The organism is Streptomyces sp. NPDC098789 (genome assembly GCF_044759975.1).
GTDB lineage: Bacteria > Actinomycetota > Actinomycetes > Streptomycetales > Streptomycetaceae > Streptomyces.
In genome coordinates this window covers 542,267-568,913 of sequence record NZ_JBIWAJ010000001.1, presented here as the reverse complement: position 1 = coordinate 568,913, position 26,647 = coordinate 542,267, and the positions used below count along the sequence as shown (strand labels likewise).

At 71.6% G+C, this 26,647-nt stretch carries 27 protein-coding genes; 12 read left to right on the top strand and 15 right to left on the bottom strand.

What is annotated here, in order from left to right; translation table 11 throughout:
- Positions 1 to 126: 126 nt before the first annotated feature.
- From ACIQWR_RS02840 to ACIQWR_RS02825, 4 genes are all read right to left on the bottom strand, one after another.
- On the bottom strand, positions 127 to 1,449 hold the full coding sequence (locus tag ACIQWR_RS02840; protein WP_404004618.1) for a hypothetical protein: 1,323 nt from the start codon (positions 1,447 to 1,449) through the stop codon (positions 127 to 129).
- Positions 1,439 to 1,945 (bottom strand): DUF6114 domain-containing protein, encoded by a 507-nt coding sequence (locus tag ACIQWR_RS02835; protein WP_404004616.1) that lies wholly within the window; start codon positions 1,943 to 1,945, stop codon positions 1,439 to 1,441. The genes ACIQWR_RS02840 and ACIQWR_RS02835 overlap by 11 nt, the downstream gene beginning before the upstream one ends.
- Positions 1,946 to 2,061: 116 nt before the next feature.
- Complete coding sequence (locus tag ACIQWR_RS02830) at positions 2,062 to 2,709, bottom strand: DUF6230 family protein (RefSeq protein WP_404004613.1); 648 nt, start codon at positions 2,707 to 2,709, stop codon at positions 2,062 to 2,064.
- Between the two features lie 609 nt (positions 2,710 to 3,318).
- Entirely contained in the window at positions 3,319 to 4,323 is a 1,005-nt protein-coding gene (locus ACIQWR_RS02825; protein WP_404004611.1) for a tetratricopeptide repeat protein, read from the bottom strand.
- 275 nt (positions 4,324 to 4,598) lie between these two features.
- Between ACIQWR_RS02825 and ACIQWR_RS02820 the strand changes: the two genes are divergently transcribed.
- The gene (locus ACIQWR_RS02820; RefSeq protein ID WP_404004608.1) at positions 4,599 to 5,234 is read left to right on the top strand and encodes a TetR/AcrR family transcriptional regulator; all 636 of its coding nucleotides are present in this window, start codon (positions 4,599 to 4,601) and stop codon (positions 5,232 to 5,234) included.
- A 107-nt stretch (positions 5,235 to 5,341) separates the two neighbouring features.
- Here the strand turns inward: ACIQWR_RS02820 and ACIQWR_RS02815 are convergent, their stop codons facing one another.
- The 4 genes from ACIQWR_RS02815 to ACIQWR_RS02800 all read right to left on the bottom strand — a co-directional run bounded on the left by ACIQWR_RS02815 (position 5,342) and on the right by ACIQWR_RS02800 (position 9,330).
- Positions 5,342 to 7,042 (bottom strand): methylmalonyl-CoA mutase, encoded by a 1,701-nt coding sequence (locus ACIQWR_RS02815; protein ID WP_404004606.1) that lies wholly within the window; start codon positions 7,040 to 7,042, stop codon positions 5,342 to 5,344.
- 104 nt (positions 7,043 to 7,146) lie between these two features.
- Complete coding sequence (locus tag ACIQWR_RS02810) at positions 7,147 to 7,482, bottom strand: DUF3817 domain-containing protein (RefSeq protein WP_404004603.1); 336 nt, start codon at positions 7,480 to 7,482, stop codon at positions 7,147 to 7,149.
- Between the two features lie 87 nt (positions 7,483 to 7,569).
- Positions 7,570 to 8,079: a MarR family winged helix-turn-helix transcriptional regulator gene (locus ACIQWR_RS02805; protein ID WP_404004601.1), complete on the bottom strand. Its 510-nt coding sequence runs from the start codon at positions 8,077 to 8,079 to the stop codon at positions 7,570 to 7,572.
- A gap of 21 nt (positions 8,080 to 8,100) precedes the next feature.
- A complete protein-coding gene (locus ACIQWR_RS02800; RefSeq protein WP_404004598.1) occupies positions 8,101 to 9,330 on the bottom strand; it encodes an MFS transporter in 1,230 nt (409 codons plus the stop codon).
- 220 nt (positions 9,331 to 9,550) lie between these two features.
- Here ACIQWR_RS02800 and ACIQWR_RS02795 point away from each other — a divergent pair, with 220 nt between their 5' ends.
- Both ACIQWR_RS02795 and ACIQWR_RS02790 read left to right on the top strand, forming a co-directional pair.
- Positions 9,551 to 11,338 (top strand): glycosyltransferase family 2 protein, encoded by a 1,788-nt coding sequence (locus ACIQWR_RS02795; protein ID WP_404004596.1) that lies wholly within the window; start codon positions 9,551 to 9,553, stop codon positions 11,336 to 11,338.
- Between the two features lie 3 nt (positions 11,339 to 11,341).
- On the top strand, positions 11,342 to 13,348 hold the full coding sequence (locus tag ACIQWR_RS02790; protein WP_404004593.1) for a galactose oxidase-like domain-containing protein: 2,007 nt from the start codon (positions 11,342 to 11,344) through the stop codon (positions 13,346 to 13,348).
- 45 nt (positions 13,349 to 13,393) lie between these two features.
- On the opposite strand, the gene ACIQWR_RS02785 is transcribed toward ACIQWR_RS02790, so the two are convergent.
- Together ACIQWR_RS02785 and ACIQWR_RS02780 are read right to left on the bottom strand one after the other, a co-directional pair.
- Entirely contained in the window at positions 13,394 to 14,413 is a 1,020-nt protein-coding gene (locus ACIQWR_RS02785) for a glycoside hydrolase family 6 protein (RefSeq protein WP_404004590.1), read from the bottom strand.
- Between the two features lie 95 nt (positions 14,414 to 14,508).
- The gene (locus ACIQWR_RS02780) at positions 14,509 to 15,504 is read right to left on the bottom strand and encodes a DUF5937 family protein (RefSeq protein ID WP_404004587.1); all 996 of its coding nucleotides are present in this window, start codon (positions 15,502 to 15,504) and stop codon (positions 14,509 to 14,511) included.
- Between the two features lie 111 nt (positions 15,505 to 15,615).
- Here ACIQWR_RS02780 and ACIQWR_RS02775 point away from each other — a divergent pair, with 111 nt between their 5' ends.
- Together ACIQWR_RS02775 and ACIQWR_RS02770 are read left to right on the top strand one after the other, a co-directional pair.
- Positions 15,616 to 15,942, top strand: a complete 327-nt coding sequence (locus ACIQWR_RS02775; protein WP_404004584.1) for a hypothetical protein — start codon at positions 15,616 to 15,618, stop codon at positions 15,940 to 15,942.
- A gap of 29 nt (positions 15,943 to 15,971) precedes the next feature.
- A complete protein-coding gene (locus tag ACIQWR_RS02770) occupies positions 15,972 to 16,424 on the top strand; it encodes a hypothetical protein (RefSeq protein ID WP_404004581.1) in 453 nt (150 codons plus the stop codon).
- A gap of 14 nt (positions 16,425 to 16,438) precedes the next feature.
- Here the strand turns inward: ACIQWR_RS02770 and ACIQWR_RS02765 are convergent, their stop codons facing one another.
- Together ACIQWR_RS02765 and ACIQWR_RS02760 are read right to left on the bottom strand one after the other, a co-directional pair.
- Positions 16,439 to 16,735, bottom strand: coding sequence for an MTH1187 family thiamine-binding protein (locus ACIQWR_RS02765; protein WP_365618316.1), 297 nt, complete (start codon positions 16,733 to 16,735; stop codon positions 16,439 to 16,441).
- Positions 16,732 to 17,076: a DUF3817 domain-containing protein gene (locus ACIQWR_RS02760; RefSeq protein ID WP_404004579.1), complete on the bottom strand. Its 345-nt coding sequence runs from the start codon at positions 17,074 to 17,076 to the stop codon at positions 16,732 to 16,734. Before ACIQWR_RS02760 ends, ACIQWR_RS02765 begins: the two co-directional genes overlap by 4 nt.
- Before the next feature lie 138 nt (positions 17,077 to 17,214).
- On the opposite strand from ACIQWR_RS02760, the gene ACIQWR_RS02755 reads away from it, so the two are divergent.
- The 5 genes from ACIQWR_RS02755 to ACIQWR_RS02735 all read left to right on the top strand — a co-directional run bounded on the left by ACIQWR_RS02755 (position 17,215) and on the right by ACIQWR_RS02735 (position 20,554).
- Positions 17,215 to 17,853: an AIM24 family protein gene (locus ACIQWR_RS02755; protein ID WP_330332690.1), complete on the top strand. Its 639-nt coding sequence runs from the start codon at positions 17,215 to 17,217 to the stop codon at positions 17,851 to 17,853.
- On the top strand, positions 17,853 to 18,503 hold the full coding sequence (locus ACIQWR_RS02750) for an AIM24 family protein (protein WP_354379920.1): 651 nt from the start codon (positions 17,853 to 17,855) through the stop codon (positions 18,501 to 18,503). The genes ACIQWR_RS02755 and ACIQWR_RS02750 overlap by 1 nt, the downstream gene beginning before the upstream one ends.
- Positions 18,504 to 18,514: 11 nt before the next feature.
- On the top strand, positions 18,515 to 19,318 hold the full coding sequence (locus ACIQWR_RS02745) for an AIM24 family protein (protein WP_404005028.1): 804 nt from the start codon (positions 18,515 to 18,517) through the stop codon (positions 19,316 to 19,318).
- 65 nt (positions 19,319 to 19,383) lie between these two features.
- Positions 19,384 to 19,860 (top strand): MarR family winged helix-turn-helix transcriptional regulator, encoded by a 477-nt coding sequence (locus ACIQWR_RS02740; protein ID WP_404005027.1) that lies wholly within the window; start codon positions 19,384 to 19,386, stop codon positions 19,858 to 19,860.
- 97 nt (positions 19,861 to 19,957) lie between these two features.
- Entirely contained in the window at positions 19,958 to 20,554 is a 597-nt protein-coding gene (locus tag ACIQWR_RS02735; RefSeq protein WP_404004577.1) for a PepSY domain-containing protein, read from the top strand.
- Positions 20,555 to 20,619: 65 nt separating this feature from the next.
- Here ACIQWR_RS02735 and ACIQWR_RS02730 read toward each other — a convergent pair whose 3' ends face one another.
- From ACIQWR_RS02730 to ACIQWR_RS02720, 3 genes are all read right to left on the bottom strand, one after another.
- The gene (locus ACIQWR_RS02730) at positions 20,620 to 20,694 is read right to left on the bottom strand and encodes a 50S ribosomal protein bL37 (protein ID WP_107089157.1); all 75 of its coding nucleotides are present in this window, start codon (positions 20,692 to 20,694) and stop codon (positions 20,620 to 20,622) included.
- Between the two features lie 79 nt (positions 20,695 to 20,773).
- A complete protein-coding gene (meaB, locus tag ACIQWR_RS02725) occupies positions 20,774 to 21,736 on the bottom strand; it encodes a methylmalonyl Co-A mutase-associated GTPase MeaB (RefSeq protein ID WP_404004575.1) in 963 nt (320 codons plus the stop codon).
- 11 nt (positions 21,737 to 21,747) lie between these two features.
- Positions 21,748 to 22,968, bottom strand: coding sequence for an acetyl-CoA C-acetyltransferase (locus tag ACIQWR_RS02720; RefSeq protein WP_404004573.1), 1,221 nt, complete (start codon positions 22,966 to 22,968; stop codon positions 21,748 to 21,750).
- A gap of 137 nt (positions 22,969 to 23,105) precedes the next feature.
- On the opposite strand from ACIQWR_RS02720, the gene mce reads away from it, so the two are divergent.
- On the top strand, positions 23,106 to 23,534 hold the full coding sequence (gene mce / locus ACIQWR_RS02715; RefSeq protein ID WP_354379916.1) for a methylmalonyl-CoA epimerase: 429 nt from the start codon (positions 23,106 to 23,108) through the stop codon (positions 23,532 to 23,534).
- Positions 23,535 to 23,715: 181 nt separating this feature from the next.
- The coding region (scy, locus tag ACIQWR_RS02710) for a polarized growth protein Scy (protein WP_404004570.1) at positions 23,716 to 26,647 on the top strand (2,932 nt) is incomplete at its 3' end.

The window sequence follows — 26,647 nt, the reverse complement described above, 5'->3', positions numbered from 1 at the left end:
ACGCACACGAGGGCGGCACCCCGATCGATCGGGGTGCCGCCCTCGGCGCGTCACGTGAGCCGGCCGCGCTTCCCGCGCGGGTCCCGCTCGGGTGGTTCCTGCTCCGGCTTCCCGCTCCGGTGGTTCCTACTCCGGCGGGCCGATGTAGTTGTGCAGACCGGGAACGGTCAGGTCGCCGCCGAACTGGCCCGCCTGGACGACCTTGACGTTCGTGAAGAACGCGAAGGGGACGTTCAGCGGCGGCGGGGTGTTCGGGGTGAACTCGATCGGGATGAGCCCGAACAGGTTCCCCTTCAGGCTCTCGGTGTACATCGTCACCGTGCCGCCGCGGATCGTGGACGTGGAGCCCGGGCGGGACTTGAGGTGCGCGACGTTCCCGCTCTTGCCGACCGTCTGGTAGAGGTCCTTGATGTCGAGCGAGTCCGCCGTGAACTTCAGGACCTTCTTGGTCGTGCCGTTCGCCGTCTTCACCTCGACGATGCCCGCGTAGTCCAGGCCGTAGAGGGTCAGCAGCGAGCTGTCGAGGTACCAGGGCTGGTCGGGCAGGACCGGAGCGCTCTGCTCCAGCTTGGCGTTGGCCAGGGCCTGGGCGTCCAGGGTCGGGCAGGGGAAGGGCGTCTTGCCGTCGACCGTCTTGCCGTCGTCGGCCTTGCCGTCCTTGTCCTTGTCCTTCGCGTCCTTGGCGTCCTTGTCCTTGCCGTCCTTGTCCTTGTCCTCGTCCGACGCGCCCGTCTCGTCCTTCGCCGCCTTCGCGGTGTCCTTGACGTCCTGCGGCAGCTCCGAGACCGAGACGCCGGCGTTCTTCGCCGCCTCGCGGATCGCGTCCGCGGCCGGGTCGGGCTTCGGCTTCGCGCTCGGGGTGGTGGCGGGCGCGGGGGTGACCGCGCCCTTGGCACCCTTGAGGGGCTTGCCGAGCTCGTCGAAGAAGTCCTTGACCGTGTCGCCCAGACCCAGCGGGTCCAGCGGGTTCGGGGTCTTGGTCGCCGACGGGGAGGCGCTCGCGGACGGCGAGGCGGAGGCGGCCCCCGGCTTCGCCGGTTGCGACGCGCTGCCGCTCTGCTTGGCCGCGGGCTTGGCCGCCGACGCGGAGGCCGAGGGAGCCGGGACCACCGGGACGCCCGCCGAGGGGGTCGCGCTGGGCGACGTACTCGGGGAGGGGCTCTTGGAGGTCGATGCCGACGGGGAGGGCGATTCCGTGGGCTCGTCGGACCGCGTGACGCACGGTCCGGGCGCGAACGGGATCTCCTTGTCGTCGGCCAGCGCCATCTTCGGCGCCATGCCCATCCCGACGAAGACCGCTGTCGGCATGGCGGCCAGCGCCATCGTCTTGCCGACGGGTATCTGGAGCTTGGTCAACAGCGACTTCCTGGGCGCCGCGTGGCGCGGGCCCCTTCTCTCACGGGACTCTTCGCCCGGGGACTGGCCCCTTTGCGTTTCGTCACCCCGCACTGTTCCTCCCGCCATCGGCGTGGGCAGTCGTCTGGGAAGCGTGGTCCGTTTCCGCCTCACGGGGAGCGGGCAGGTCGACCTCGGGCTCGACGGGCCTGCCGGGCGCCCACGCCAGGGCGAGGCAGCCGCCGATCAGCGCGGCCAGGAAGCCCAACATGAAGCCACCGATGTTGGACACCGGCAGGGACACCAGTCCGAGCAGGATCGTGGCGACTCCGGCGAAGATCCTGATGCTCTGCTGGAACCAGAGGGCGAAGCCGAGCGTGACCAGCAGGACACCGATGATCAGTGAACCCGCGCCGGCCGTCGTGGCCATGGCGATCGTGATGTTGCCCAACCGGACGTCCGCGTACGGGAAGTACGCGATCGGGATGCCGCCGAGCAGCGTGAAGACTCCCGCCCAGAACGGCCGGGCCCCGCGCCAGGCGCGGAACCGGTACCGGAGCGCCGTGAGCCAGTGATCATCTGCCGGGGTTACGGGGGCCTCGGGGTACATGGACAACAGCTCCCTGAAAACGGTCGTACGGAGAACTACGTGGAGCGCCCGGACGGGCGGACGGGGCGGCGGATCGGCCACCGCGCCCACCCGGCCGGTTCAAGCGACCGGACGGACTACTTGGCGTCCTGGTAGCACGGCTGGTCACCGCTGAGCAGACGCAGCTTGAGGTCCGGCAGCGTGAAGGTGCCCGCCGTCGTCGCCCATGCCTTCTGCCGCACGTTGGTCAGCGTGGCCTTCTTCGCGCGCTGCGAGAAGAGACCACCATCGGCCACCGTGCCCGCCACCGGCTTGGTGACGTGGCTCGGGTCGCCGACCGCGACACCGATGTCGAGCTGCTCGAACTTGGCGTCCGCGTCCAGCTCGGCGACATCGAGGTAGATGTTCTCCGCGACGGCGGGACGGCCCTTGTTGCCCGTCCGCAGCTGCAGGGTGATGTTGCCGAGGCCGGGCACCGGGGTGACCAGCGACTGGCACATGTTGGTGATCTCGGCGTGACTGAACCCGGAGATGGTGACCGGGTGGTACGCGTCCTTCTTGTCGTCGCCGAGGGTCTTGCCCTTGGCCACGCTGCCGTACTGGATCAGGTTGTCACCGACGAGCTCGTCGGCCGACACCTTGAAGTCCTGGCCCGAGACGCTGAAGGACGCCGCGAGGGCACCCTGCGCCAGACCCACGCCCACCGCGGCGGTGGCCGCGATGCTCGGCACCATGACGAGAGCGAAGCGCTTCCATCTGGTCCCACCACGAACCTGGGAAATCATGTTGTTCCTCCTCATCGGACGTACATCTCCGGTCCGGGCCCTGCCCGTCCTGGGATGGGAGAAGTGCTACGTCCTCGGGAAGGAGCGCAGGCGGCCGAGTCACGGCTGTGCCGCGTCAGGAACACCGGCGATCACCCCCGAGCGACAACCACTGGGCCACGCGTTCGCGCAACCTGATGAGGACAGGCACCACCGGAAGTGGTGGCGACCCCCCTGTCCCACGGCCGGTGCCACTGCCACCGGCCGGCTCGGTGGGGACCCATCCTCGCGGTTCCGGGTGACCGGCGCTGCGGGATGGACCGAGCGTGGCCGATCGTTGTCCATTACCGGCCGGGGCACAAGGGGGTTCGTTACTGGCGGGTAACGGCTGGATAACCCCAGTGCGACATGTCGCCGTCGAGCAGCAACACAGGGTGTCACCCATGGCCACGACAGATGGGTGGAAGAACGAACCAACCGGACAGTTCACGGGGTTCGGCTTACTACGAGTAACAGCGGCCGCGATTGCCAAGTTTTGGCAAAGCGCGGCCGCTGTTTATCTCCGTGTCAACAAATCGTCGGCGGTCCACCGACACCCGAGCGAGCCGCGGGACCGGCCCCGGGCCTGCCCTAGAAGAGCACCCGCGCCAGCGCCGTGCGCGCCGCCGGGACCCGCGGGTCGTCCGCGCCGATGACCTCGAACAGCTCCAGCAGCCGGACCCGCACCGCGTCCCGGTCGTCACCCGCCGTGACGCGCACCGCGTCCACCAGCCGCCCGAAGGCGTCCTGGACGTGACCGCCGGCCATGTCCAGGTCGGCCGCGGCGATCTGCGCCGCCGGATCGGTCGGATTGGCGGCCGCCGCGGCGCGCACTTCCTGCGGGTCCATGTGCTGCACCCGCGCGAGGAGTTCGGCCTGGGCCAGACCCAGCTTGGCCTCGCTGTTGGCCGGATCGTCGGCCAGTACGTTCTTGTACGCCTGGACGGCTCCGCCCAGGTCGCCCCCGTCCAACGCGACGACGGCCGCTTCGAGCAGAGCGTCGTACGGGCCTTCCGGCTCCTCGTCCGCGCCACCGGCGCCGGCGGCGCCCCCGGCGCCCCCGCCTGCGGGATCCACCACGATGCCGGTGAGGCCGTAGCGCTCCTCGGCGACCTGGATGAGCTGGCCGAGGGTCTCGCGGATCTGCTGCTCGGGCACCGCGCCCTGGAAGAGCGGCAGCGCCTGACCGGCGACGACCGCGAACACGGCGGGAATGCCCTGGACGCCGAACTGCTGCATCAGCATCTGGTTGGCGTCGACGTCAATCTTGGCCAGAACCAGTCGGCCGTTGGCTCCGGTGATCAGGCGTTCCAGCACCGGGCTGAGCTGCTTGCACGGCTCGCACCACTCGGCCCAGAAGTCGATGACGACCGGTACCTGGTGGGAGAGTTCGAGCACGTCGAGTTCGAAACCGGCCTCGTCGACATCGATGACGAGCGCCGACGGCGCCACGGCACCGGGGACGCCGGCGTCGGAGCCGCCGCCCTGCCGGGCCGCGGCCGCGCGCGCCTGCTCCGCCTTCGCCTTGGCCTCGCCGGCCGCCTTCACCGCGGCGAGGTCGACGACGCCGCTCATGGACATGTTTCTGGGCTGCATGCGTACATCCTCCCCCGTGTGCGCGCGCCGACGAAAAGACCTCGTGAAAGACGTCGTAAAACTGCACTGCTCACCACGGCCGGACCCCGTCCGAACTGCCGTGCACCTGAACTGCTGTGGCGCCGGGTCCCCACCTGGCGCCGTAGCTTCGCGTGGTTGTCGCTCTTACGCTACGAGCCGTAGCGTAACTCCCCGCGGCCCCTCGCGCCCCGTGATCTGAACCACACCGTCCGGGGTCGTCCCGGTTGCACTACTGGCGGGTATGGTCACCGTCCATGCGCAACCCCGTCTCCGGTTCCGGCCGCACCGGCCGCCCCCGCAGCGCCACCGCGGACGCCGCGATCCTCGCCGCCACACGGGACGCGCTGGTGGAACTCGGCTGGTCCAAGCTGACGATGGGCGACGTATCGGCCCGCGCCGGGGTCGCCAAGACCACGCTCTACCGACGCTGGGCGGGCAAGAGCGAGCTGGTCGTGGACGCCGTCGCCGAGCTCTTCGACTCCCTCGAACTCCCCGACCGGGGCTCGCTCCAGGGCGACATCGAGTACGTCGTCCTGCGCTTCGCGGAGCTGCTGCGGCGTCCGGAGGCCCGTACGGCGCTCATGGCGGTGGTCTCCGAGTCCACCCACGACGAGGCGCTGCGCGACCGGATCCGGTCGGCGATCGTGGACCGGCAGAAACGTCTCGTCGTGCTGGGCCGGGAACGCGCGCAGGCCCGCGGCGAACTCCCCCACGAACCGGACCCGTACCTCGCGGGGCGCACCACGGACCTGATCTTCGACGTCATCGCGGGCACCGTGGTGCACCGCGCCCTGGTGAGCGCCGAACCGGTGGACGAGATCTGGGTCGCCACCTTCACCGGCCTGCTGATGCACGGCCTGCTGGGCGCGGGCGCCGCCGGTACGACCTGACGGCGGGCCCCCGGTGGTCGGGGGCCCGCCGTCGGGGCGCGGTCTTTCGAAGGGGCGGCCTCGCGAAGAGCCGGCCTCGCGAAGGAGCCGCCTCGCGAAGGGCCGGATCAGAAGCCGGGCGGCTCCGTGTAGGTGCCCCACTCGTCCCGGAGGACGTTGCAGATCTCGCCGAGCGTCGCCTCGGCCCGTACGGCGTCCAGCATGGCCGGGATCATGTTCGAGCCGTCGCGCGCGGCGGCCAGCATCGCGTCCAACCCGGCCCGCACCTTCGCGTCGTCCCGGCGGGCCTTGCGCTCCGCCAGTTCGCGGACCTGGACCACCTCGACCTCGTGGCTCACCCGGAGGATCTCCAGGTCGCCGGTGACGGAGCCGTGGTGCACGTTGACGCCGACGACCCGCTTGTCGCCCTTCTCCAGCGAACGCTGGTACTGGAAGGCCGACTCGGCGATCTCGCCGGTGAACCAGCCGTCCTCGATGCCGCGCAGGATGCCCGAGGTGATCGGCCCGATCGGGTGCTGCCCGTTCGGATGGGCGCGCAGCCCGCGCTCCTTGATCTGGTCGAAGATCTTCTCGGCCTCCGCCTCGATCCGGTCGGTGAGCTGCTCGACGTACCAGGCACCGCCGAGCGGGTCGGCCACATTGGCCACCCCGGTCTCCTCCATCAGCACCTGCTGCGTGCGCAGCGCGATCTCGGCGGCCTGCTCGCTCGGCAGCGCGAGGGTCTCGTCGAGGGCGTTGGTGTGCAGGGAGTTGGTGCCGCCGAGGACCGCCGCCAGCGCTTCGACGGCCGTGCGGACGACGTTGTTGTACGGCTGCTGGGCGGTGAGGGAGACCCCGGCCGTCTGGGTGTGGAAGCGCAGCCACATGGACTTGTCGGACTTCGCCTCGTACACCTCCTTCATCCAGCGCGCCCAGATCCGGCGGGCGGCGCGGAACTTGGCGATCTCCTCGAAGAAGTCGAGGTGCGCGTCGAAGAAGAAGGACAGGCCGGGGGCGAAGACGTCCACGTCCATGCCGCGCGAGAGCCCGAGTTCGACGTAGCCGAAGCCGTCCGCGAGGGTGTACGCCAGCTCCTGCGCGGCCGTCGCCCCGGCCTCGCGGATGTGGTAGCCGGAGACGGAGAGCGGCTTGTAGGCGGGGATGCCCTGCGCGCAGTATTCCATCAGGTCGCCGATGAGGCGCAGGTGCGGCTCGGGTTCGAAGAGCCACTCCTTCTGGGCGATGTACTCCTTGAAGATGTCGGTCTGCAGCGTGCCGTTGAGGACGGCGGGGTCGACGCCCTGGCGCTCGGCGGCGACGAGGTACATGCAGAAGGCGGGCACGGCGGGCCCGCTGATCGTCATCGAGGTGGTCACGTCGCCGAGCGGGATGTCCTTGAACAGGACCTCCATGTCGGCGGCGGAGTCGATGGCGACGCCGCAGTGCCCGACCTCGCCGAGGGCGCGCGGGTCGTCGGAGTCGCGGCCCATCAGGGTCGGCATGTCGAAGGCGACCGAGAGGCCGCCGCCGCCCGCCGCCAGGATCATCTTGTAGCGCTCGTTGGTCTGCTCGGCGTTGCCGAAGCCGGCGAACTGCCGGATGGTCCAGGTCCGCCCGCGGTAGCCGGTGGCGTGCAGGCCCCGGGTGTACGGGTACTCCCCCGGCCAGCCGATGCGCTCGAAGCCCTCGTAGGTGTCTCCGGGCCGGGGGCCGTACACCGGGTCGACCTCGTCGCCGGAGAGCGTGGTGAAGTCGGCCTCGCGGGTGCGGGCCCTGTCATAACGGGCCTGCCAGCGAAGGCGGCCTTGCTCGATGGCGTCAGCGTCCATGCTTCGAATTTACTAGGACGTCCTAGTAAATGTCGATGGCCCACCCCGGGAAGTCGTCCCGGGGTGGAGGAAATCGAGTGCCGCTCCAGTGCGGAGCGGCGTCCTCAGGCCTTGGCGGTCGCGGGCACGGGGGCGCCGCTCACCAGGGGCTCGATCTCGGCGCGGACCTTGCGCTCGACGAAGAACGCGGCGAGCGGGATCGTGCCGGAGACCATGACCCACAGCATCTTGCCGAAGGACCACTTGGCCTTGGAACTGAGGTCGAAGGCGAAGACCAGGTAGATCATGAAGAGCACGCCGTGGGCCTGGGAGACCACGAAGGTCAGGTCGGCGCCCTTGTCGAAGCCGTACTTGAAAATCATGCAGGTGCACAGCACCAGCAGCATCACTGCGGTGGCATAGGCCATCACCCGGTAGCGGGTCAGCACGCTTCGTTTCATGAACACGAGCGTAACCGTCCGTTTTGCGCGATCTTGACGGGGGTGGCGGCCCCTCCCGGGCGTCGGCCGGGCCCGCGGCGGCCCGGCCTACTTCTCGTCGAAGTCGTCCGCGGCCACCCGCAGCGGCCGCAGCAGCGCGAAGATCTCGCCGCACTCCTCCGCGTCGTAGGCGCCCAGCCCGAACTCCACCGCCATCAGGTCCCGGGTCGCCGCCTCCACGACCTCGCGCCCCTTGTCCGTGATCGAGGCGAGCGTGCCGCGGCCGTCGTTCGGGTTGGGGCGCTTGGCCACCAGGCCGGAGCGGACCAGGCGGTCCACGGTGTTGGTCACCGAGGTCGGGTGCACCATCAGCCGCTCGCCGATCTTCGACATCGTCAGCTCGCCGGCCTTGGAGAAGGTCAGCAGGACGAGCGCCTCGTAGCGCGCGAAGGTGAGTCCGTACGGCTTCACCACGGCGTCGACCTCGCCGAGCAGGATCTGGTGCGCCCGCATGATCGAGGTGATCGCGGCCATCGAGGGCACCGGCCCCCAGCGCCGCTGCCAGAGTTCGTCGGCGCGGGCGATGGGGTCAAAGGGGAGACTGAGCGGCTTGGGCACGCACCCGACCCTACCCGCCGGTCATTTGAGGGCGGGGGCCGTCTCACACTTCGACCCGGAGGGGGCGCTCGCCCGCAGTTCGGCCAGCAGGAACAGCACGCATCCGGTGCCGAGGACCCCGGACCCCACCACCACCGCGTGCACCGGCCAGAACTCCGCCGCGAGCCCGGCCAGCGCCATGCCCACGCCCTGGAGGGTCATCAGCCCGGTGCTCAGCAGGGTCATGGCCCGCCCGCGCAGTTCATCGGGGACCGCTTCCACGTACCACTGGTCGAGGCCGAGGGTGTAGGCGTGCGCCAGGCCGGCGGCCAGCAGGAGGGCCGCCAGCGGCCACACCCCCGGGCGGACGGCGTACCCGAGCAGCGGCAGCAGGCCCACGGTCGCCAGCGGGGCCACGATCCGGGAGCGGGCGCCGGCGCCGAGCGCCGAGCCCGCCCAGAGTTCGCCGGCGATGGTGCCGACGGGCATCGCGCACATCAGCAGGCCGAGGGCGACCGTGCCGGCGCCGAGGTGCTCGACGTACGGCGCCATCAGCGCCTCCGGTACGACGACGAAGAGCGGCGGCAGCCAGAACATCAGGGTGACCGCGCGCAGCCGGCGGTCGCCGAAGACGGCCCGGACCGCGGCGAAGGGCGAGGTCGCGGCGGCGCCGGCGGCCCGGGCCGGACGGGCGCGGGTGCCGAACCGCAGCAGCAGGGCGGAGCAGACGAAGGTCACGGCGGTGATCGCGATCGCCCCGCGCGGCGGGACCGCGGTGAGCAGGATCCCGCCGACGCCGAAGCCGACGAGCTGGGCGCTCTGGGCCACCATCCGCAGCAGCGAGCGGCCCAGGACGTAGGCGTCGCCGTCGCCGAGGATGTCGGCGAGCGAGGCGCTGCGGGTGCCCTGGAAGAGCGGCGCGACGAAGGCCATGGCGCAGCGCAGCACGAAGAGCAGGGCGACGGGCGTCCCCGGCAGCACCATCGCGGCGGCGCACAGCGCGCAGACGAGGTCGCAGACGACGAGCACCCGGCGGGCGGGATGGCGGTCGGCGATCCCGGCGAGGAGCGTGCCGCCGAGGGCGTAGGGGAGGAAGCCGAGGGCGAAGGTGAGGGCGCTCAGGAGCGGGGAGCCGGTCGCCCGGAAGACCAGGACGGTGAGCGAGATCTCCGCGACGACGAGGCCGAGGACGGACATGAGGTGGGCGGCGAAGACGGGGCGGAACTCGCGGACGCGGAAGGCCGCGCCGTAGCCGGGGGGTGCGGATGCCATGTTCCGCAGCCTGCCGCCGCCGTCCCACCCGCCCCAGTGATTCGGGCCCACCCGAATCTCCCGCGAGGTGTCCGGCTCCCCGGGCGGCCCGGGTCCCCCGTACGGCCCAACGGAGAGGGTCGGGATCGAGGATCGCCCGCTCGGCCGCATCCCGTTCGACACGCCCAGAATTGTCCATTTTTGTAGGAATATCGATTCTGGATCGAGCACTGGAGGGACCGTGCGGCCGCAAGGCTTCGACTACGAGACCCACCGCCGTCTCGCCGGTCCGCTCGAAGAGCCGGAACCGGGTCCGACCGGTGTCTACCGGGTCCGGTACCGCTCCCTCCTGTCGCGCGAGCCCCATCGAATACGCGCCGTCGCGCTCATGACGCTCGCACCGGTGCTCTCCGCCGTGCTCTTCCTCTACCTCGTCTGGCCGAGCCACTGGACGGTCCGTGAGGGCGCCGCCCGCTGGCTGGTCCACTGCGACACCGTGATGCTCGTGTCCATCGCGCTGATCATGCTCTTCATGCTGGTCAACGTGGTGTCCATCGCCCACGCCACCATGGTGGCCCGCGATCCGGTCCCGGTCCCGGCCGAGCCCGGCACCCGGGTGGCGTTCCTGACGACGTACGTGCCCGGCAAGGAGCCCCTCGCCATGGTGCGGACCACCCTCCGGGGCGCCGTGGGCATCCGCCACGACGGACCGCTCGACGTCTGGCTGCTCGACGAGGGCGACGACCCGGCCGCCCGGGAGCTGTGCGCGGAGCTCGGTGTCCGGCACTTCACCCGCAAGGGCATACCCGAGTGGAACACCCGCAAGGGCGCCCACCGCGCGAGGACCAAGCACGGCAACTACAACTCCTGGCTGGTCGGGCACGGGGAGGACTACGACTTCTTCGCCTCGGTCGACACCGACCACGTCCCGACGCCCGACTTCCTGGAGCGGATGCTCGGCTACTTCCGTGACCCCGACACCGCCTTCGTCGTCGGTCCGCAGGTCTACGGGAACTACACCGCCTCCGTCACCAAGGCCGCCGAGTCCCAGCAGTACCTCTTCCACGCGCTGATCCAGCGCGCGGGCAACCGCTACGGCGCCCCGATGTTCGTCGGCACCAACAACGCCGTGCGGATCAGCGCGCTGCGCCAGGTCGGCGGACTGTACGACTCGATCACCGAGGACATGGCCACCGGTTTCGAGCTGCACCTGCGCCGCAACCCCGCCACCGGACGGTTCTGGCGCTCCGTCTACACCCCGGACGTGCTCGCCGTCGGCGAGGGCCCGGCCTCCTGGACCGACTTCTTCACCCAGCAGTTGCGCTGGTCGCGCGGGACCTACGAGACCCTCCTCCGGCAGTACTGGAAGAGCTTCTTCCGGATGCCTCCCGGCCGCTGGCTCAACTACACGCTGATGCTCGTGTACTACCCGATGACCGCCGTGAACTGGCTCCTCGGCATCCTCAGCTGCGTGCTGTTCCTCTGGCTCGGCGCCTCCGGCACCCAGGTCTCCTCCGAGGTCTGGCTGATGCTGTACACCGACGCCGCCGCCCTCCAGGTGGGCCTCTACCTGTGGAACCGCCGCCACAACGTCTCGCCCCACGAGCCCGAGGGGTCCGGCGGACTGGCCGGCATGGCGATGTCCGCGATCTGCGCCCCCGTGTACCTGAAGTCGCTCGGCTCCGCGGTGCTGCGCACCCGGGGCTCCTTCGTCGTCACCCCCAAGGGCGGCGACGCCAGCCCGGACCGGCTGACGACCTTCCGGATCCACCTCTTCTGGGCCCTCGTACTGATCGCCTCCCTGGCCGCCTCGGTGCGCTACGACCACACCCACGTGGCCATGCGCGTCTGGGCGGTCCTCGCGCTCTGCATCACCTTGGCCCCCCTCGCCGTCTGGACCGCGACCCTCCTGCGCGCGCGCCGCACCGGGGGCCGGGCCGGCACCCGGCGCGGCCGGGGCGGCGCGGGCGGCGGCCAGGAGCCCGGGGAGGAACCGGAACCGGCCCTCGCGACATCAGGAGGGAAGTGACCCATGGCCTACCGGCCCTCGAAGCGGTTCAAGAAGACGGCCCTGGGCGCGAGCGCGGCCCTCGTGCTGGTGGCGCTCAACGCCCCGGCCACGCTCTCCTTCGCCGGGGACACCTTCCACTCTTACAAGATCGGTCAGTCCAGCTACAAGATCCAGTACGGCTCGTGGAACCTGATCGCCCTTCCCGACCGGTACAAGGTCAACGCCATGCACGCGGCCCTGCTGCACACCGGCAAGGTGCTGCTGATCGCGGGCTCCGGCAACAACCAGCGCAACTTCGACAAGGGCACCTTCGACACCATCCTGTGGGACCCCTCGAACGACACCTTCAAGAAGATCCCGACCCCCGAGGACTTCTTCTGCTCCGGGCACGCCCAGCTGCCCGACGGGCGGCTGCTGGTGGCGGGCGGCACCGCCCGCTACGAGGTGCTCGACGGCAAGGTGACCCGGGCCGGCGGCGGCATGCGGGTCAAGAACGAGAGCCCCGACAAGGCCGTCACCCTGAAGAAGGGGACCCGCTTCCGCTCGCCGACCGGGGTCGAGTACGTCTCCCGCTTCGACGTCACCGTGCCCAGGGCCACGCGCGAGTTCGAGGTCACCTACGGGCGGGGCGGGCAGATGCGGCCCTGGCGCACCAAGGTGACCGCCGCCGAGGCGCGGGTCTTCGTGGAGGCCGTGCGGGAAGGCCGCCAGGGACTGACCACCGAGGCGGCGCAGTACGAGGTCCTCGGGCTGCGGGGCAAGGACGCCGACAACGTCTACGGTCTGGCCGAGCGGCTGAGCACCGTCAAGCAGGACTTCCAGGGCATCAAGTCGGCCTACGAGTTCGATCCGCTGGCGGAGAAGTACGTCCCCGTCGACCCCATGAAGGACGCCCGCTGGTACCCGACCCTCGTCGGCCTCCAGGACGGCCGGGTGCTCGCGGTCTCCGGCCTCAACGACGTCGGCGACGTGGTTCCGGGCGACAACGAGATCTACGACCCGCAGACCAAGAAGTGGACCAAGGGCCCCTTCCACTACTTCCCCACCTACCCCGCCCTCTTCCTCACCCAGGGCGGCAACCTGCTCTACACCGGCTCCAACGCGGGCTACGGGCCCAAGGACAAGGGCCGCGCGCCGGGCGTGTGGAACCCGACGACGAACGAGTTCAAGAAGGTCGGCGGGCTCGCCGACACCGACCAGCTCGAAACCTCCTCCTCCGTCCTGCTGCCGCCCGCCCAGGACCAGAAGGTGATGGTGCTCGGCGGCGGCGGCGTCGGCGAGTCCAAGCTCTCCACCCGGCGCACCGCCGTGATCGACCTCAAGGCGGACTCGCCCGTCTTCCGCACCACCGCCCCGCTGCCGCAGGGCACCCGGTACCTGAGCAGCGTGCTGCTCCCCGACGACTCGGTCTTCACCACCGGGGGCTCCACCGACTACCGCGGCCGGGGCGCCTCCGACATCCACAAGGCGCAGTTCTACTACCCGCGCAGCGACTCCTTCGTGGCCGCCGCCGACCCCACCGTGGGCCGCGACTACCACTCCGAGGCCCTCCTGCTGCCCGACGGGCGGGTGGCCACCTTCGGCTCCGACCCGCTCTTCGCCGACAAGGACAACACCAAGCTCGGCACCTTCGAGCACCGGCTGGAGGTGTACACCCCGCCCTACCTCTACCGGGACCCGGCGCGCCGGCCCGTCCTCGGCGCGGGTCCGGACGAGGTGGAACCGGGCGGCCGGGCCGCCTTCACGAGCCCGCACCCGGAGCGGATCGAGCGGGCCCGGCTCATGCGGCCCAGTGCGGTCACCCACTCCACGGACGTCGAGCAGCGCTCCGTCGAGCTGGGGCTGACCCGGACGAAGGACGGCGTCACGCTGGAGGTGCCGGGCGACCCCACGCTCGTACCCCCCGGCTGGTACATGCTCTTCGTGGCCGACGCGGACGGGACGCCGTCGGTGGCCAAGTGGATCCGGGTCAGGGAGCCGCGGACGGCGCCGCCCACCTCGGACGTGGGGTGGATGCCGCCCGAGTGAGGTCGCGGGTCGGTCCCCGGCGGACCCGGCTCCCGGCCTCGCGGGTCAGTCCCTGGCGCGGCGGGCGAGGCCCAGCGCGTAGTCCGGCCACCAGCGGCCGGCGGCCGGGCCGCCCCGGCAGGGGCCGTCCGACTCCCCCGGGCGCTTGATCCACAGGTACGCGTCGACCAGCGGATCGCCGGTCCGGTCGGTGGGCCGCACGCCCAGCGCCCGGCCCGGCGGATTGCACCAGGCCTGCTGCCGGCCGCCCGGCAGCGGGCCCTCGCCGTTGCGACTGGTGTCGATGACGAAGTGCTTGCCGTTGGTGCCCTTGGAGAGGACCGCGCCGTACGCCCGCCCGGCCGCGTCCGGCTGGAAGTTGGACACGTTGAGCGAGAAGCCGTCGGCGCGGTCGATGCCCGCCTTGAAGAGCGGTCCGACCAGCTTCATCGGGTCCGGGATCCACGCCGGGTTGCCCGCGTCCAGGTAGACCTTGGTGTTCTTGTTCCGCTTCAACCGGTCGACGGCCTCCGACAGCAGCCGGGAGCGCTCCTCGTGGTGGTCGACCTGGGTGCAGCCGTCCACCATGTGCGGGACGGCGTCCGGCTCCAGGACGACGATCGCCTTCGCGTCGCCGATGTTGTCGGCGAAGGCGCCGATCCAGCTGCGGTAGGCGGTGGCGTCCGGGGCCCCGCCCGCCGAGTGCTGGCCGCAGTCGCGGTAGGGGATGTTGTACGCGGCGAGCACCACCGTCCGCCCCGCCGCGCGGGCCCCTTCCACGGCCCGGCGGATCTCCGGCCCGGGATCGTCGCCCGGCCCCCACAGGGCCATCGGCTGGTCCGCGATCCGGCGCAGCACCTGGGCGTCGCTGTTGCGGCCCTGCGCCTCCCAGGTCTCCACCTGCCGGGCCGCGTCGCTCTGCGGGTCCACCCAGTACGGCGACCCGACGGCCGCCGGGTCGGCGGGCGCGGCCGCCTGCGTCCGCGCGGGCGCGGCGCCCTGCCCGGACGAGGTGCAGGCGGCGGTGACCGACAGTGACAGGAGGGCGAGGCTGGTCACGATGGTGATGCGGCGGCGGCCTGGCATCCGGCTCCCTCGGGACGGCGGGACGGGCTGCGGACCGGGACATCGTGACATGACGGACAGTAGCCGCGCGGTCGCGACACCGCGGGCGGGGCCGCTCACGACTCGGCCGGGGGCACCCCCGTGGCCAGCGCGATCCCGAGCGGGGTGCGCTCGTAGAACACCTGGTGGCGCTGGCGGCGCGGCTCCAGCAGGCCCGCGCCGCGCAGTGCTTGGAGGTGCGCCGAGACGGAGGAGGGGGCGAGGCCGAGGCGGTGGGCGAGCGCGGTCGTCGAGGCCGGTTCGCGCAGCGCGCACAGGACGTCGGCCCGCGCGCGGCCCAGCAGCCGGGCGAGGGCCGCCGGGGTCTCCTCGGCCGCCCTCGACCACAGCGCGCCGATACCGCGGGCCGGATAGACGACGGTGGGCTGCCAGGGCGGGTCGTAGATGCCGATCACCTTCGGCCAGACGAAGGCGCTCGGCATCAGGAGCAGGCCCTGGCCGTCGAGCGTGCGGTCGTGCTGGGTACGGCGCTCGATCGTCAGCGTCCCGTCGGACCAGCTGAGGTCGGGGTGGAGCCCCTCGAAGAGCCCGGCCAGCCCGGAGGCGGCGAAGCGGCGCGAGTGGAAGAGGACGTCGGCCTCCAGGATGGCCCGCAGCCGGGGCCAGTGCGGGGCGACCAGCGCGTGCCAGGCCCGCTCGGTGAGGTCGGCCAGGTCCCGGACGGCCCGCTCGGGATCGGCGAGCAGCGCCCGGCCGATCCCGCTCTCCAGGGCGCCGGGGGTGCAGGAGAGCGAGAGCCGGATCTCCGCCTGCGCGGCGATCGGATCCACGGCGCGCACCCGGGCCAGCTCCTCCTCGAAGGTGACGTCGGGGCCGAGCGGGGGCGGGCACAGGAAGTCGGGATTGTGCCCGCGGTGCGGCATGAGCAGCCACAGGGGCCGCAGGTCGAGCCCGGCCGCGGCGCCGCGGATGCCGTCCAACCAGGGCAGGTGGTAACCGTGCCGCTCGGGCAGCTTCAAGGTCCGCACCGCCTCGACGGTCTCCCAACGCGGCGAGATCGCGAACCGACACCGCAACAGATCGGCGGCCCCGAACCGATACCGAACCGCCATGCACTCCCGCCCTTCCGCCGCGCTTGCTCCTCGCCCGGCCTGACCGGCCAGCACCCTGGCGAGCCCGTCGTCGCACTTGGCCCAGCGTCATACGCGTCATACACTTTGGTGGTGGCCAAGACCAGGATCACCATCAGCCTCGACGAAGACCAGGCCGACCGCATCAGGCTGCACGCCGAGCGGGCTGGCCTGGACGTCTCCGCGTACCTCGTACACGCGGCGACACGGCAAATGGCGGAGACCGAGGCCATAGAGGATCAGTTCGCGAGCGTGGACGGCACCATCGCGGCGGCCGAGGCCGCGGCCGCAGGCATCCCTCCAGAGGCCGCTGCCCCTCGCGACGCGTTGACCGAGCAGGAGCGACGGGAAATCGAATCCGCCCTCGATCTCGTCTACGGGCCCGACCGATCCGGTGCCCGCTCGGGTGAAGCCGCGTGACCGTACGGGTCCCTGTCTATGACACGGGCATGCTGATCGCCCTGGCGGACCGCAAGGCCAAGCCCGCCCACCTGCACGAGGCCTTGAAGGCCACACCTCACCGGGCACTCGTCCTCGGGCCGGTACTGGCCCAGGCGTGGCGCCCGAACCCGGCGCTCGTGCACGCGCTGGGGGCAACGCTCAAGGACTGCACGGTGCCGCAGGCCCGTAGTTCGGCCCCGCCGATGCGCGGGACCAGGGCGGGCCGGCCCGAGTGCATCGCCTGCGCAACGGGCTTCGACCTCGCCGACTGGCACCGGATCGGCACCGTCCTGGGCCAGGCCCAGCTCCCGCCGAAGAAGCGGCCCGACGCGGTGGACGCCTGCGTGGCCCTGGCCGCCGCTAAGCACGGCAGTGCGGTGATCTTCACCAGCGACCCGGAGGACATCGCCGCGTACCTGGCCGTGCTGAATCCCCCGGACGTGCACGTCCACGCCGTGTGAGGGCGCTGGGGGCGTCAGCCCTCGGCGAGGTGGCGTTCGACCGTTTCGATCTTCGAGGTCATGCCGTCGCTGACGCCGGGGCGGATGTCGGCCTTGAGGATGAAGGAGACCCGGGGGGCGCGCGCCTCCACGGCGGCCACCGCGCGCTTCACCACGTCCATCACCTCGTCCCACTCGCCCTCCACCGTGGTGAACATGGCGTCGGTGCGGTTGGGCAGCCCGGACTCGCGCACGACGCGGACCGCGTCGGCGACGTACTCGCCGACCTCTTCGCCGACCCCCAGCGGGGTCACGGAGAACGCGATGATCATGCGCGCGCCGCCTCGCGGGCCCGCGCGGCCAGCACGCTGTCGGCCTCGTCGCGCTTGAGGATCCGGTCGCCGAAGAGGCCGCCGAAGGGCAGCAGCGCGAACAGGAAGAACAGGGCGACCTTCTTGAGCGGCCACTTCGCCTTGAACCACACGTCGAGCAGGAAGACCGCGTAGATCACGAACAGGATGCCGTGCAGGATGCCCAGCGGCATCATCAGGTAGTCGATGTCCGAGATCCGGCTGAGCACCGAGCCGAAGATCAGCAGCGCCGGGAACGACAGCGCCTCCGGTACGGAGATGAGGCGCAGCCGGTGCAGGGCGGAGGCGGTCTTGATGTCCACGGGGAACCTTCGGGGTGGAGGCCGGGGGTCGCCTCCAGTGTCTCAGCAGCCGCCGGTGATCTTCCGGCGGGTCCGGCTATGACGGATATCGGCCAGCGGGCTCTGTTCGCACCGCCCCGCTGCCGATAACGTCTTCCCGTGGCTCAGTTCCGACTCCAAGGCAGCAAGGTGCTCGCCGTCGACCTGACCGGGGATGCCGTGAAAGCAAAGAACGGCTCCATGGTCGCGTACGACGGTCAGATGGCCTTCAAGAAGATGACCGGCGGTGGCGAGGGCCTCCGCGGGATGGTCACGCGACGGCTCACCGGTGAGCAGATGACCGTGATGGAAGTGCAGGGGCACGGCACCTGCTTCTTCGCCGACCGCGCGAGTGAGATCAATCTGGTCGATCTCCGTGGCGAGAAGCTCTACGTCGAGTCCAGCAACCTCCTGTGCACCGACGCCGGCCTGCGCACCGGCACCACCTTCACCGGGCTGCGCGGCGGGGCGACGGGCAACGGCCTGTTCACCACGACCGTCGAGGGCTCGGGGCAGGCGGCGATCATGTCCGACGGTCCGGCCGTGGTGCTGCGGGTCAGCGGCCAGTACCCGCTCTCCGTGGACCCGGGCGCGTACATCGCGCACACCGGCAACCTCCAGCAGCACTTCCAGTCCGGGGTGAACTTCCGCACCTTGATGGGCGAGGGCTCGGGCGAGTCCTTCCAGATCCGCTTCGAGGGCGAGGGCCTGGTCTACGTGCAGCCCAGCGAGCGCAACACCATCGGGGGCGACCTCTGATGCCGTTCCGCGAGATCAACTCGAAGATGATCGAGGCCCAGGTCGTGCCCGGGCAGAAGCTCTACAGCCAGCGCGGGGCGATGCTCGCCTACCGCGGCGAGGTCTCCTTCACCCCGAACCTCACGGGCGGCCAGGGCGGCGTCATGGGCATGATCGGGCGCCGGGTGGCGAACGAACAGACCCCGTTGATGACGGTCGAGGGCAGCGGCACCGTGATGTTCGGCCACGGCGGCCACCACGTCCAGGTCATCAACCTCACCGGCGAGACCCTCTACGTCGAGGCCGACCGACTGCTCGCCTTCGACGGAACCCTCCAACAGGGCACGATGTTCATGGGATCGCAGGGCGGGGTCATGGGCATGGTGCGCGGCCAGGTCACCGGCCAGGGCCTGTTCACCACGACCCTCAAGGGGCACGGCGCGGTCGCCGTGATGGCGCACGGCGGGGTCATCGAACTGCCGATCACCCCGCAGCGCCCGATCCACGTGGATCCGCAGGCCTACGTCGCCCACCACGGCGAGGTGCGCAACAAGCTCTCCACCGCGCTCGGGTGGCGTGACATGGTGGGGCGCGGTTCGGGCGAGGCGTTCCAGCTGGAGCTGTCCGGCCAGGGCGCGGTGTACGTACAGGCCTCGGAGGACAAGCTGTGAACTACGGACCGGTGCCGGGCGGCCCCGGCGGGCCGACGGTCTTCGACCCGCACACGCTGCCGTCCGACGACAACGTCAACGCGTACACCTTCTGCGTGGAACTCAAAGGGAGTCAGTGGTTCCTGCAGAAGGGCAAGATGATCGCCTATTACGGGCGCATCGAGTTCAACGGGATCGGCCACGGCCGGTTCGACCGGCTGCTGCGCACGAGCTTCCATTCGCCGCTGCACGCGAGCGACTGGGTGGTGGCCGAGGGGCAGGGCAAGATGCTCCTCGCCGACCGGGCCTTCGACGTGAACTCCTTCGACCTGGAGGACGGGAACCTGACGATCCGGTCGGGGAACCTGCTGGCCTACCAGCCCACCCTGGCCCTGAAGCAGTCGATCGTCCCCGGCTTCCTGACGCTGATCGGAACCGGGAAGTTCGTGGCCGCGTCCAACGGACCGGTGGTGTTCATGGAACCGCCGCTGCGGGTGGATCCGCAGGCGCTGGTGGGCTGGGCGGACTGCCCCTCGCCGTGTCACCACTACGACCACGGGTACATGTCCGGAGTACTGGGCGGGCTGCGTTCGCTCACCGGCATCGGCGGCACCTCGGGCGAGGAGCACCAGTTCGAGTTCATCGGGGCGGGCACGGTGCTGCTCCAGTCCACCGAACTGTTGATGGCGGAGCAGGCGGTCGGGGCCGTGGGAGCGGGCGCCGGCGAGCCGGGCGTGCCGGGGGCCGGGATCGGGGCGCAGGGGCCGCTGTCCCAGCTGGGCGTGCCGCGGATGCCGGGGCAGCTCGGGGACCTCCAGCGGCGCTTCGGCCTGTGAAGCCGGTTTGACATGCAATTTTGTACGTAATTCAACTTCTTAGGTAGAGTTCATTCATGGAGACCATGGAGACCGACACGGCCACTCGTTGGCTCACCGACGCCGAGCAGTGCGTGTGGCGCACGCACCTGGACGTCAGCAGGCTGCTGATGCACCAGCTGGAAAAGGATCTCCAGCCCTTCGGGCTCACCAACAACGACTACGAGATCCTGGTCAACCTCTCCGAGTCCGAGGGCATGCGGATGCGGATGAGCGACCTCGCCACCTCGACCCTCCAGTCCAAGAGCCGGCTCTCGCACCAGATCACGCGCATGGAAGCGGCGGGTCTGGTGATCCGGGTCAACTGCGAGTCCGACCGGCGCGGCCTGTACGCCGTGCTCACCGAGGCCGGCACGGAGCTCATGCGCAAGGTCGCCCCGCACCACGTGGCGTCGGTGCGCAAGCACTTCATCGACCTGCTGACCCCGGAGGGCCTGGCGGACCTGCGGGCCTCGCTGGGACCGGTCGCCGACCACCTGCGGGACCAGCGCGGCAAGGCCTGAGCGGGCGCGCGGCCGGCCCGCCCGCGGGCCCGCCGCGCCGATCCTCCCGGCACCCCCCAGCATGGTGAGGGGGTCTTTTCCGGCAGGGAGGTCACTCATGAAGCGCAATGTGTTCGTCTCGTCCGCCGCGGCCGTGGTCCTGGTCGCCGGCGGCCCCGTCGCCGCCGCCGCCGCATCGACGGCGGGCGACGCGGCGAGGGCCCCGACGGCGGTGACCGCCGTACCGGCCGACGTATCGGCCGAGACGGCCGCCGCCGCGGCGCTGAAGAAGTTCCCCGGCGTCGTCGAGTCGCTCGACAAGGACGGCTCCGTCTGGCACGTCGACGTGATCGGCAAGGGCGGCAAGCACGCGGAGCTGGAGGTCGACTCCGGCAGCGGCGCGGTCACCCAGCAGAACAGCGACGACAACGACGAGAACGACAACGGGTACGCGGCCCTGATCGCCGCCAAGGTCACCGCCGTACAGGCCCTGAAGGCCGCCGTCGCCGCCCACCCCGGCCAGGTCCGGTCGGTCAGCTGGGACGACGACGACAATGACAACGGCAAGACGTCCCGCTACTGGAACGTCGAGGTCAAGACCTCGGGCGGGCAGACGCAGAACGTCCACGTCGACCCCACCTCGGGCAAGGCCACCCTGTCGCACGACAACGACAACAACGACAACAACGACAACAGCGACGGCGGCAGCAATTGACGCACGAGAGCCGCGCCCCCGGCTTCCGGGGACGCGGCTCTCCGCACGCGGGTCGGGCGGTCCGATCAGGCGTTGGGACGCTTGCCGTGATTCGCCTTCTTCTTCCTGCGGGCTCGCTTCTTGTTGCCGCGCTTCGCCATGACGCACTCCCTGGGTCGGGGCATTCCGGGCGTTCGCCAGTTTAGGCGGACCCCGCGGAGCGCGCATCAGAACGCCGGATCAGGCCTCCGTCAGCGTCGCCAGCAGGGTGTCGGAGGCGGCGTACGGATCCATCTCGCCGGCCGCCACCCGCGCGGCCAACGCGTCCAGTCGGGCGTCCCCGTGCAGGTCGGCCAGCCGGGCCCGCAGCTCGGTGATCGCGATCGTCTCGACCTCCCGGGCCGCACGCGCCCGGCGGCGCTCCTCCAACACCCCGCGCTCGTCCATCCACGCCCGGTGCTTCTCCAGGGCCTCCACGACCTCGTCGATGCCCTCCCCCCGGTACGCCACCGTCTTGATGATGGGCGGCCGCCAGCCGCCCGGCCCCCGGGACTCCCCCAGGCCCAACATGTGGTTCAGCTCGCGGGCGGTGGCATCGGCCCCGTCCCGGTCCGCCTTGTTCACGACGTACACGTCGCCGATCTCCAGGATGCCGGCCTTGGCCGCCTGGATCCCGTCGCCCATGCCCGGCGCCAGCAGGACGACGGAGGTGTCCGCCTGCGAGGCGATCTCCACCTCCGACTGCCCCACGCCCACGGTCTCCACGAGGACCACGTCGCAGCCCGCCGCGTCCAGCACCCGGATCGCCTGCGGGGCGGACCAGGCGAGGCCGCCCAGGTGCCCGCGGGTGGCCATCGAGCGGATGTAGACCCCGGGGTCCGAGGCGTGGTCCGACATCCGCACCCGGTCGCCGAGGAGCGCCCCGCCGGAGAACGGCGAGGAGGGGTCCACGGCCAGCACCCCGACGCGCTTGCCCGCGCGCCGGTACGCCGATACGAGCGCCGAGGTCGACGTGGACTTGCCCACACCGGGCGAGCCCGTGAGGCCCACCACGTACGCCCCGCCGGTCAGCGGGGCCAGGGCCGCCATCACCTCGCGCAGCTGCGGGGACGCCCCCTCGACCAACGAGATCAGCCGGGCCACGGCCCGTGGCCTGCCCTCCCGGGCCTGGGCCACGAGCGAGGGAACGTCCACCGTCGTCATGCGATCAGCCCTTACGCCTTCGAGTCGGAACCGGGAGCCGGCACGCGCACGATCAGCGCGTCGCCCTGACCGCCGCCGCCGCACAGGGCGGCCGCGCCGACCCCGCCGCCGCGCCGCTGCAGCTCCAGCGCCAGGTGGAGCACCACGCGGGCGCCGGACATGCCGATCGGGTGGCCCAGGGCGATCGCGCCGCCGTTGACGTTCACCCTTTCCGGGTCGACGCCGAGGTCCTTCATTGACTGGACCGCGACGGCCGCGAAAGCCTCGTTGATCTCGATCAGGTCCAGGTCGGCGACCTCCAGCCCGTCCTTCTTCAGGGCGTGCAGGATCGCGTTCGAGGGCTGCGACTGGAGCGAGTTGTCGGGACCCGCCACATTGCCGTGGGCACCGATCTCGGCGATCCACGACAGGCCCAGCTCCTCGGCCTTCGCCCGGCTCATCACGACCACGGCGGCCGCGCCGTCGCTGATCTGGGACGAGGTACCGGCGGTGATCGTGCCGTCCTTCGCGAAGGCCGGGCGCAGCCGGCCCAGGGACTCGACCGTGGTCTCGGCGCGGATGCCCTCGTCCTCGGCGAAGACGACCGGGTCGCCCTTGCGCTGCGGGATCTCCACCGGGGTGATCTCGGCGGCGAAGACGCCGTTCTTCTGCGCGGCGGCGGCGCGCTGGTGGGAGGTGGCCGCGAAGGCGTCCTGCGGGGCGCGCTCGATGCCCAGGCGGGTGTTGTGCTTCTCCGTGGACTCGCCCATGGCGATGTTCTCGAAGGCGTCGGTGAGGCCGTCGTAGGCCATCGCGTCGAGCATCTCGATGGCGCCGTACTTGTAGCCCTCGCGCGACTTGGGCAGCAGGTGCGGGGCGTTGGTCATCGACTCCTGGCCGCCCGCGACCACGATGTCGAACTCTCCGGCGCGGATGAGCTGGTCGGCGAGCGCGATGGCGTCCAGACCTGACAGACACACCTTGTTGATGGTGAGCGCGGGAACGTTCATGGGGATGCCGCCCTTGACCGCCGCCTGGCGGGCGGGGATCTGGCCGGCGCCCGCCTGGAGCACCTGACCCATGATCACGTACTGCACCTGGTCACCGGTGATCCCGGCCCGGTCCAGCGCGGACTTGATGGCGAAACCGCCGAGGTCGGCACCCGAGAAGGACTTCAGCGAGCCGAGCAGACGCCCCATGGGCGTGCGGGCCCCGGCGACGATCACTGAAGTGGTGTTGTTCGTTCCGGACATGAGGCACAGCCCCTTGGATGAGAGGAGTGAACGAGGGTTTACCCGAATGTACTGAGCGGTACCCGCGCCGTCACCGGGGCGCAGGTGTGATCGCCGGCACGTTGCGTGACCGCCCTCCTCCAGAGTGCACTGGTCCCATGCTGACAAGAATCGACCACATCGGGATCGCCTGCTTCGACCTGGACAAGACCGTCGAGTTCTACCGTGCCACGTACGGCTTCGAGGTGTTCCACTCCGAGGTCAACGAGGAGCAGGGCGTCCGCGAGGCCATGCTCAAGATCAACGGGACCTCCGACGGCGGCGCCTCCTACATCCAGCTCCTGGAACCCACCCGCGAGGACTCCGCGGTCGGCAAGTGGCTGGCCAAGAACGGCGAGGGCGTGCACCACATCGCCTTCGGCACCGAGGACGTCGACGGCGACTCCGAGGCCATCCGCGGCAAGGGCGTCCGCGTCCTGTACGACGAGCCGCGCAGGGGCTCGATGGACTCCCGGATCACCTTCCTGCACCCCAAGGACTGCCACGGCGTCCTCACGGAACTGGTCACCGCCAACCCTGAGCACTGACCGCCCGATTCCCCGGCCGGTAGAGTGAGGGTGGCTCGGCCGGGGTTCGGTGCGCAGAGGGGTCGGGGCCTGTGGGTCTCGGCCCGCCATCTGACACCATTCCCCCGGGGGCGTCGTTCAGCGGGCGGACGATGCTCATTTGGGAGTGAGCTTGCGACCAGGGGACGGATGGGACCGCGCTGTGCGGGGCTACGAAAGCCAGGAGAGCCATCAGGCCGAGGCCGACCATCTCTCGCGGTTCGAGGCCGAGATGGAGCGGCTGAAGAAGGAACGCGGGAAGGCCGTCCAGCACGCCGAGGACCTGGGGTACCAGGTCGAGGTGCTGCGCGCCAAGCTCCATGAGGTGCGCCGCAGTCTCGCGTCCCGCCCCGCCTACGACGGTGCGGACATGGGCTACCAGGCGGAGCAGCTGCTCCGCAATGCCCAGATCCAGGCCGATCAGATGCGGTCGGACGCCGAGCGCGAGCTGCGCGATGCCCGGGCCCAGACCCAGCGCATCCTCCAGGAGCACGCCGAGCACCAGGCGCGCCTGCAGGCCGAGCTCCACGGCGAGGCCGTCAACCGGCGCCAGCGCCTGGACCAGGAGCTGAACGAGCGTCGGCAGACCGTCGAGGCCCACGTCAACGAGAACGTGGCCTGGGCCGAGCAGCTGCGCGCCCGTACGGAGGCCCAGGCCCGCCGGCTCATGGAGGAGTCCCGCGCCGAGGCCGAGCAGTCGCTGAACGCGGCCCGGACCGAGGCCGCCCGGCTCGCCGAGGAGGCCCGCCGCCGGCTCACCGCCGACGCGGAGGCCTCCCGCACCGAGGCCGAGTCCACCCTGCTGCGGGCCCGCAAGGAGGCCGAGCGGCTGCTGACCGCCGCTTCCGCGCAGGCCCAGGAGGCGACCGAGCACGCCGAGCGGCTGCGCACCAGCACGTCCGCCGAGGCCGAGCAGACCCGCCAGCAGACCATGGACCTCGGCCGGGTGGCCGAGCAGCGGGTGCAGGAGGCCGACGGCGCCCTGCGCGAGGCCCGCTCCGAGGCGGAGCGGGTGCTGAGCGACGCCAAGGAGAGCGCCTCCCGCCAGCTGGCGTCGGTGGAGTCCGTCAACGAACAGCGCACCCGCACCGCCAAGGAGCAGGTCGCCCGGCTCGTCGGCGAGGCCACCAAGGAGGCCGAGGTCCTCAAGGCCGAGGCCGAGCAGCTGCTCGCCGATGCCCGCGGTGAGGTCGACCGGGTGACCGCCGAGGCCGGCGACAAGGCACGTAGCGCGGCCGCCGAGGACACCGCGGCCCAGCTCGCCAGGGCGGCGCGCGCCGCCGAGGACGTGCTCGACAAGGCGTCCGAGGACGCCCGCGCGACCACCCGGGCCGCCTCCGAGGAGGCGGAACGGATCCGTGGCGAGGCCGAGGCGGAGGCCGAGCGGCTGCGCGCCCAGGCCGCGGCCACCGCCGACGAGCTCAAGGGCGCGGCGAAGGACGACACCGAGGAGTACCGCGCCCGCACGGTCGAGCTCCAGGCGGACGCCCGGCGGCTGCGCGGCGAGGCCGAGCACCTGCGCGCCGAGGCCGTCGCCGAGGGCGAGCGGATCCGCGGCGAGGCCCGCCGCGAGGCCGTCCAGCAGATCGAGGAGGCGGCCCGGACCGCCGAGGAGCTGCTCGGCAAGTCCAAGGCGGACGCCGACGAGCTGCGCGGCGGGGCGACCGCCGAGAGCGAGCGGGTGCGCGCCGAGGCCGTCGAGCGCGCCACCACCCTGCGCCGACAGGCCGAGGAGACCCTGGAGCGCACCCGCGCCGAGGCCGACCGGCTGCGCGCCGAGGCCCAGGAGCAGGCCGAGGCGCTGCACGCCGAGGCGGATGCGGCCGTGGCCGCGCGCCGCGAGGAGACCGACCGGGCCCTGGCGGCGCAGCGCACCGAGGCGGACGCCGAGTTGGTGCGCCTCCAGCAGGAGGCCGAGAGCCGTCTCGTGGGCGCCGAGCAGACGCTGAAGGACGCCCGTGCGGCGGCCGAGGGCATCCGCCGGGAGACCACCGAGGAGAGCGACCGGCTGCGCGCCGAGGCGGCCGAGCGGATCCGCACCCTCCAGGCGCAGGCGGAGGCGGAGGCCACCGGCCTGCGCACGGACGCCGCCGAGGAGGCCGGGCAGACCCGGGCCGAGGCCGAGCAGACCGGGATCCGGCTGCGCGCGGAGGCGCAGACCGAGGCCGAGCGACTGCGCACCGAGGCCCAGGAGACCGCGAACCGGCTGCGCGCCGAGGCGAAGGCGGCGGCCGAGCGGGTCGCCGCGGAGGCCGCGGAGGCGCTGGCCGCCGCGCAGGAGGAGGCCGCCCGGCGTCGTCGGGAGGCCGAGGAGACCCTGACCTCGGCCCGTACCGACGCGGAGAGCGAGCGGGCGCAGGCCCGCGAGCAGAGCGAGGAACTGCTGGCGCAGGCCCGCAAGCGCTCGGAGGAGGCCACCGCCGAGGCGGTCTGGCTGACCGAGGAGGCCGAGCGGCGCGCGTCCGAGGTGGTGTCGGCCGCCGAGACGACCGCCCAGCAGGTCCGCGACGCCGTCGCCGGCCTGCACGAGCAGGCCGAGGAGGAGGTCGCCGGGCTGCGCAGCGCGGCGGACCACGCCGCGGAGCGCACGAAGACCGAGGCGCAGGAGGAGGCGGACCGGGTCCGCGGCGACGCGTACGCCGAGCGGGAGCGGGCCACCGAGGACGCGAACCGGATCCGCAGCGAGGCCCGGCTGGAGACCGACGCGGCGAAGGCACTGGCCGAGCGGACCGTCGGGGACGCGATCGCCGAGGCCGAGCAGCTGCGCACGGACACCGCCGACTACGCGCAGCGGGTGCGCACCGAGGCCACGGACGCGCTGGCCGCGTCCGAGCGGGACGCCTCGCGGACCCGCGCCGACGCCCGTGAGGACGCCAACCGCATCCGCGGGGAGGCGGCGGAGTCCCTGGAGGCCTCCCGCGCCGAGGGTGTCCGGATCGTCGCCGAGGCGACGGAGCGGGCCGAGGCCCACACGGAGCGGACCCTGGCCGCGAACGCCCTGACCGTGGGCGAGGCCGCGGCCGAGGCGGAGCGGCTCACCACCGAGGCGGTCGCGGCGGCGGACGCCACCCGCGCCGAAGCCGCGAGCACCCTCG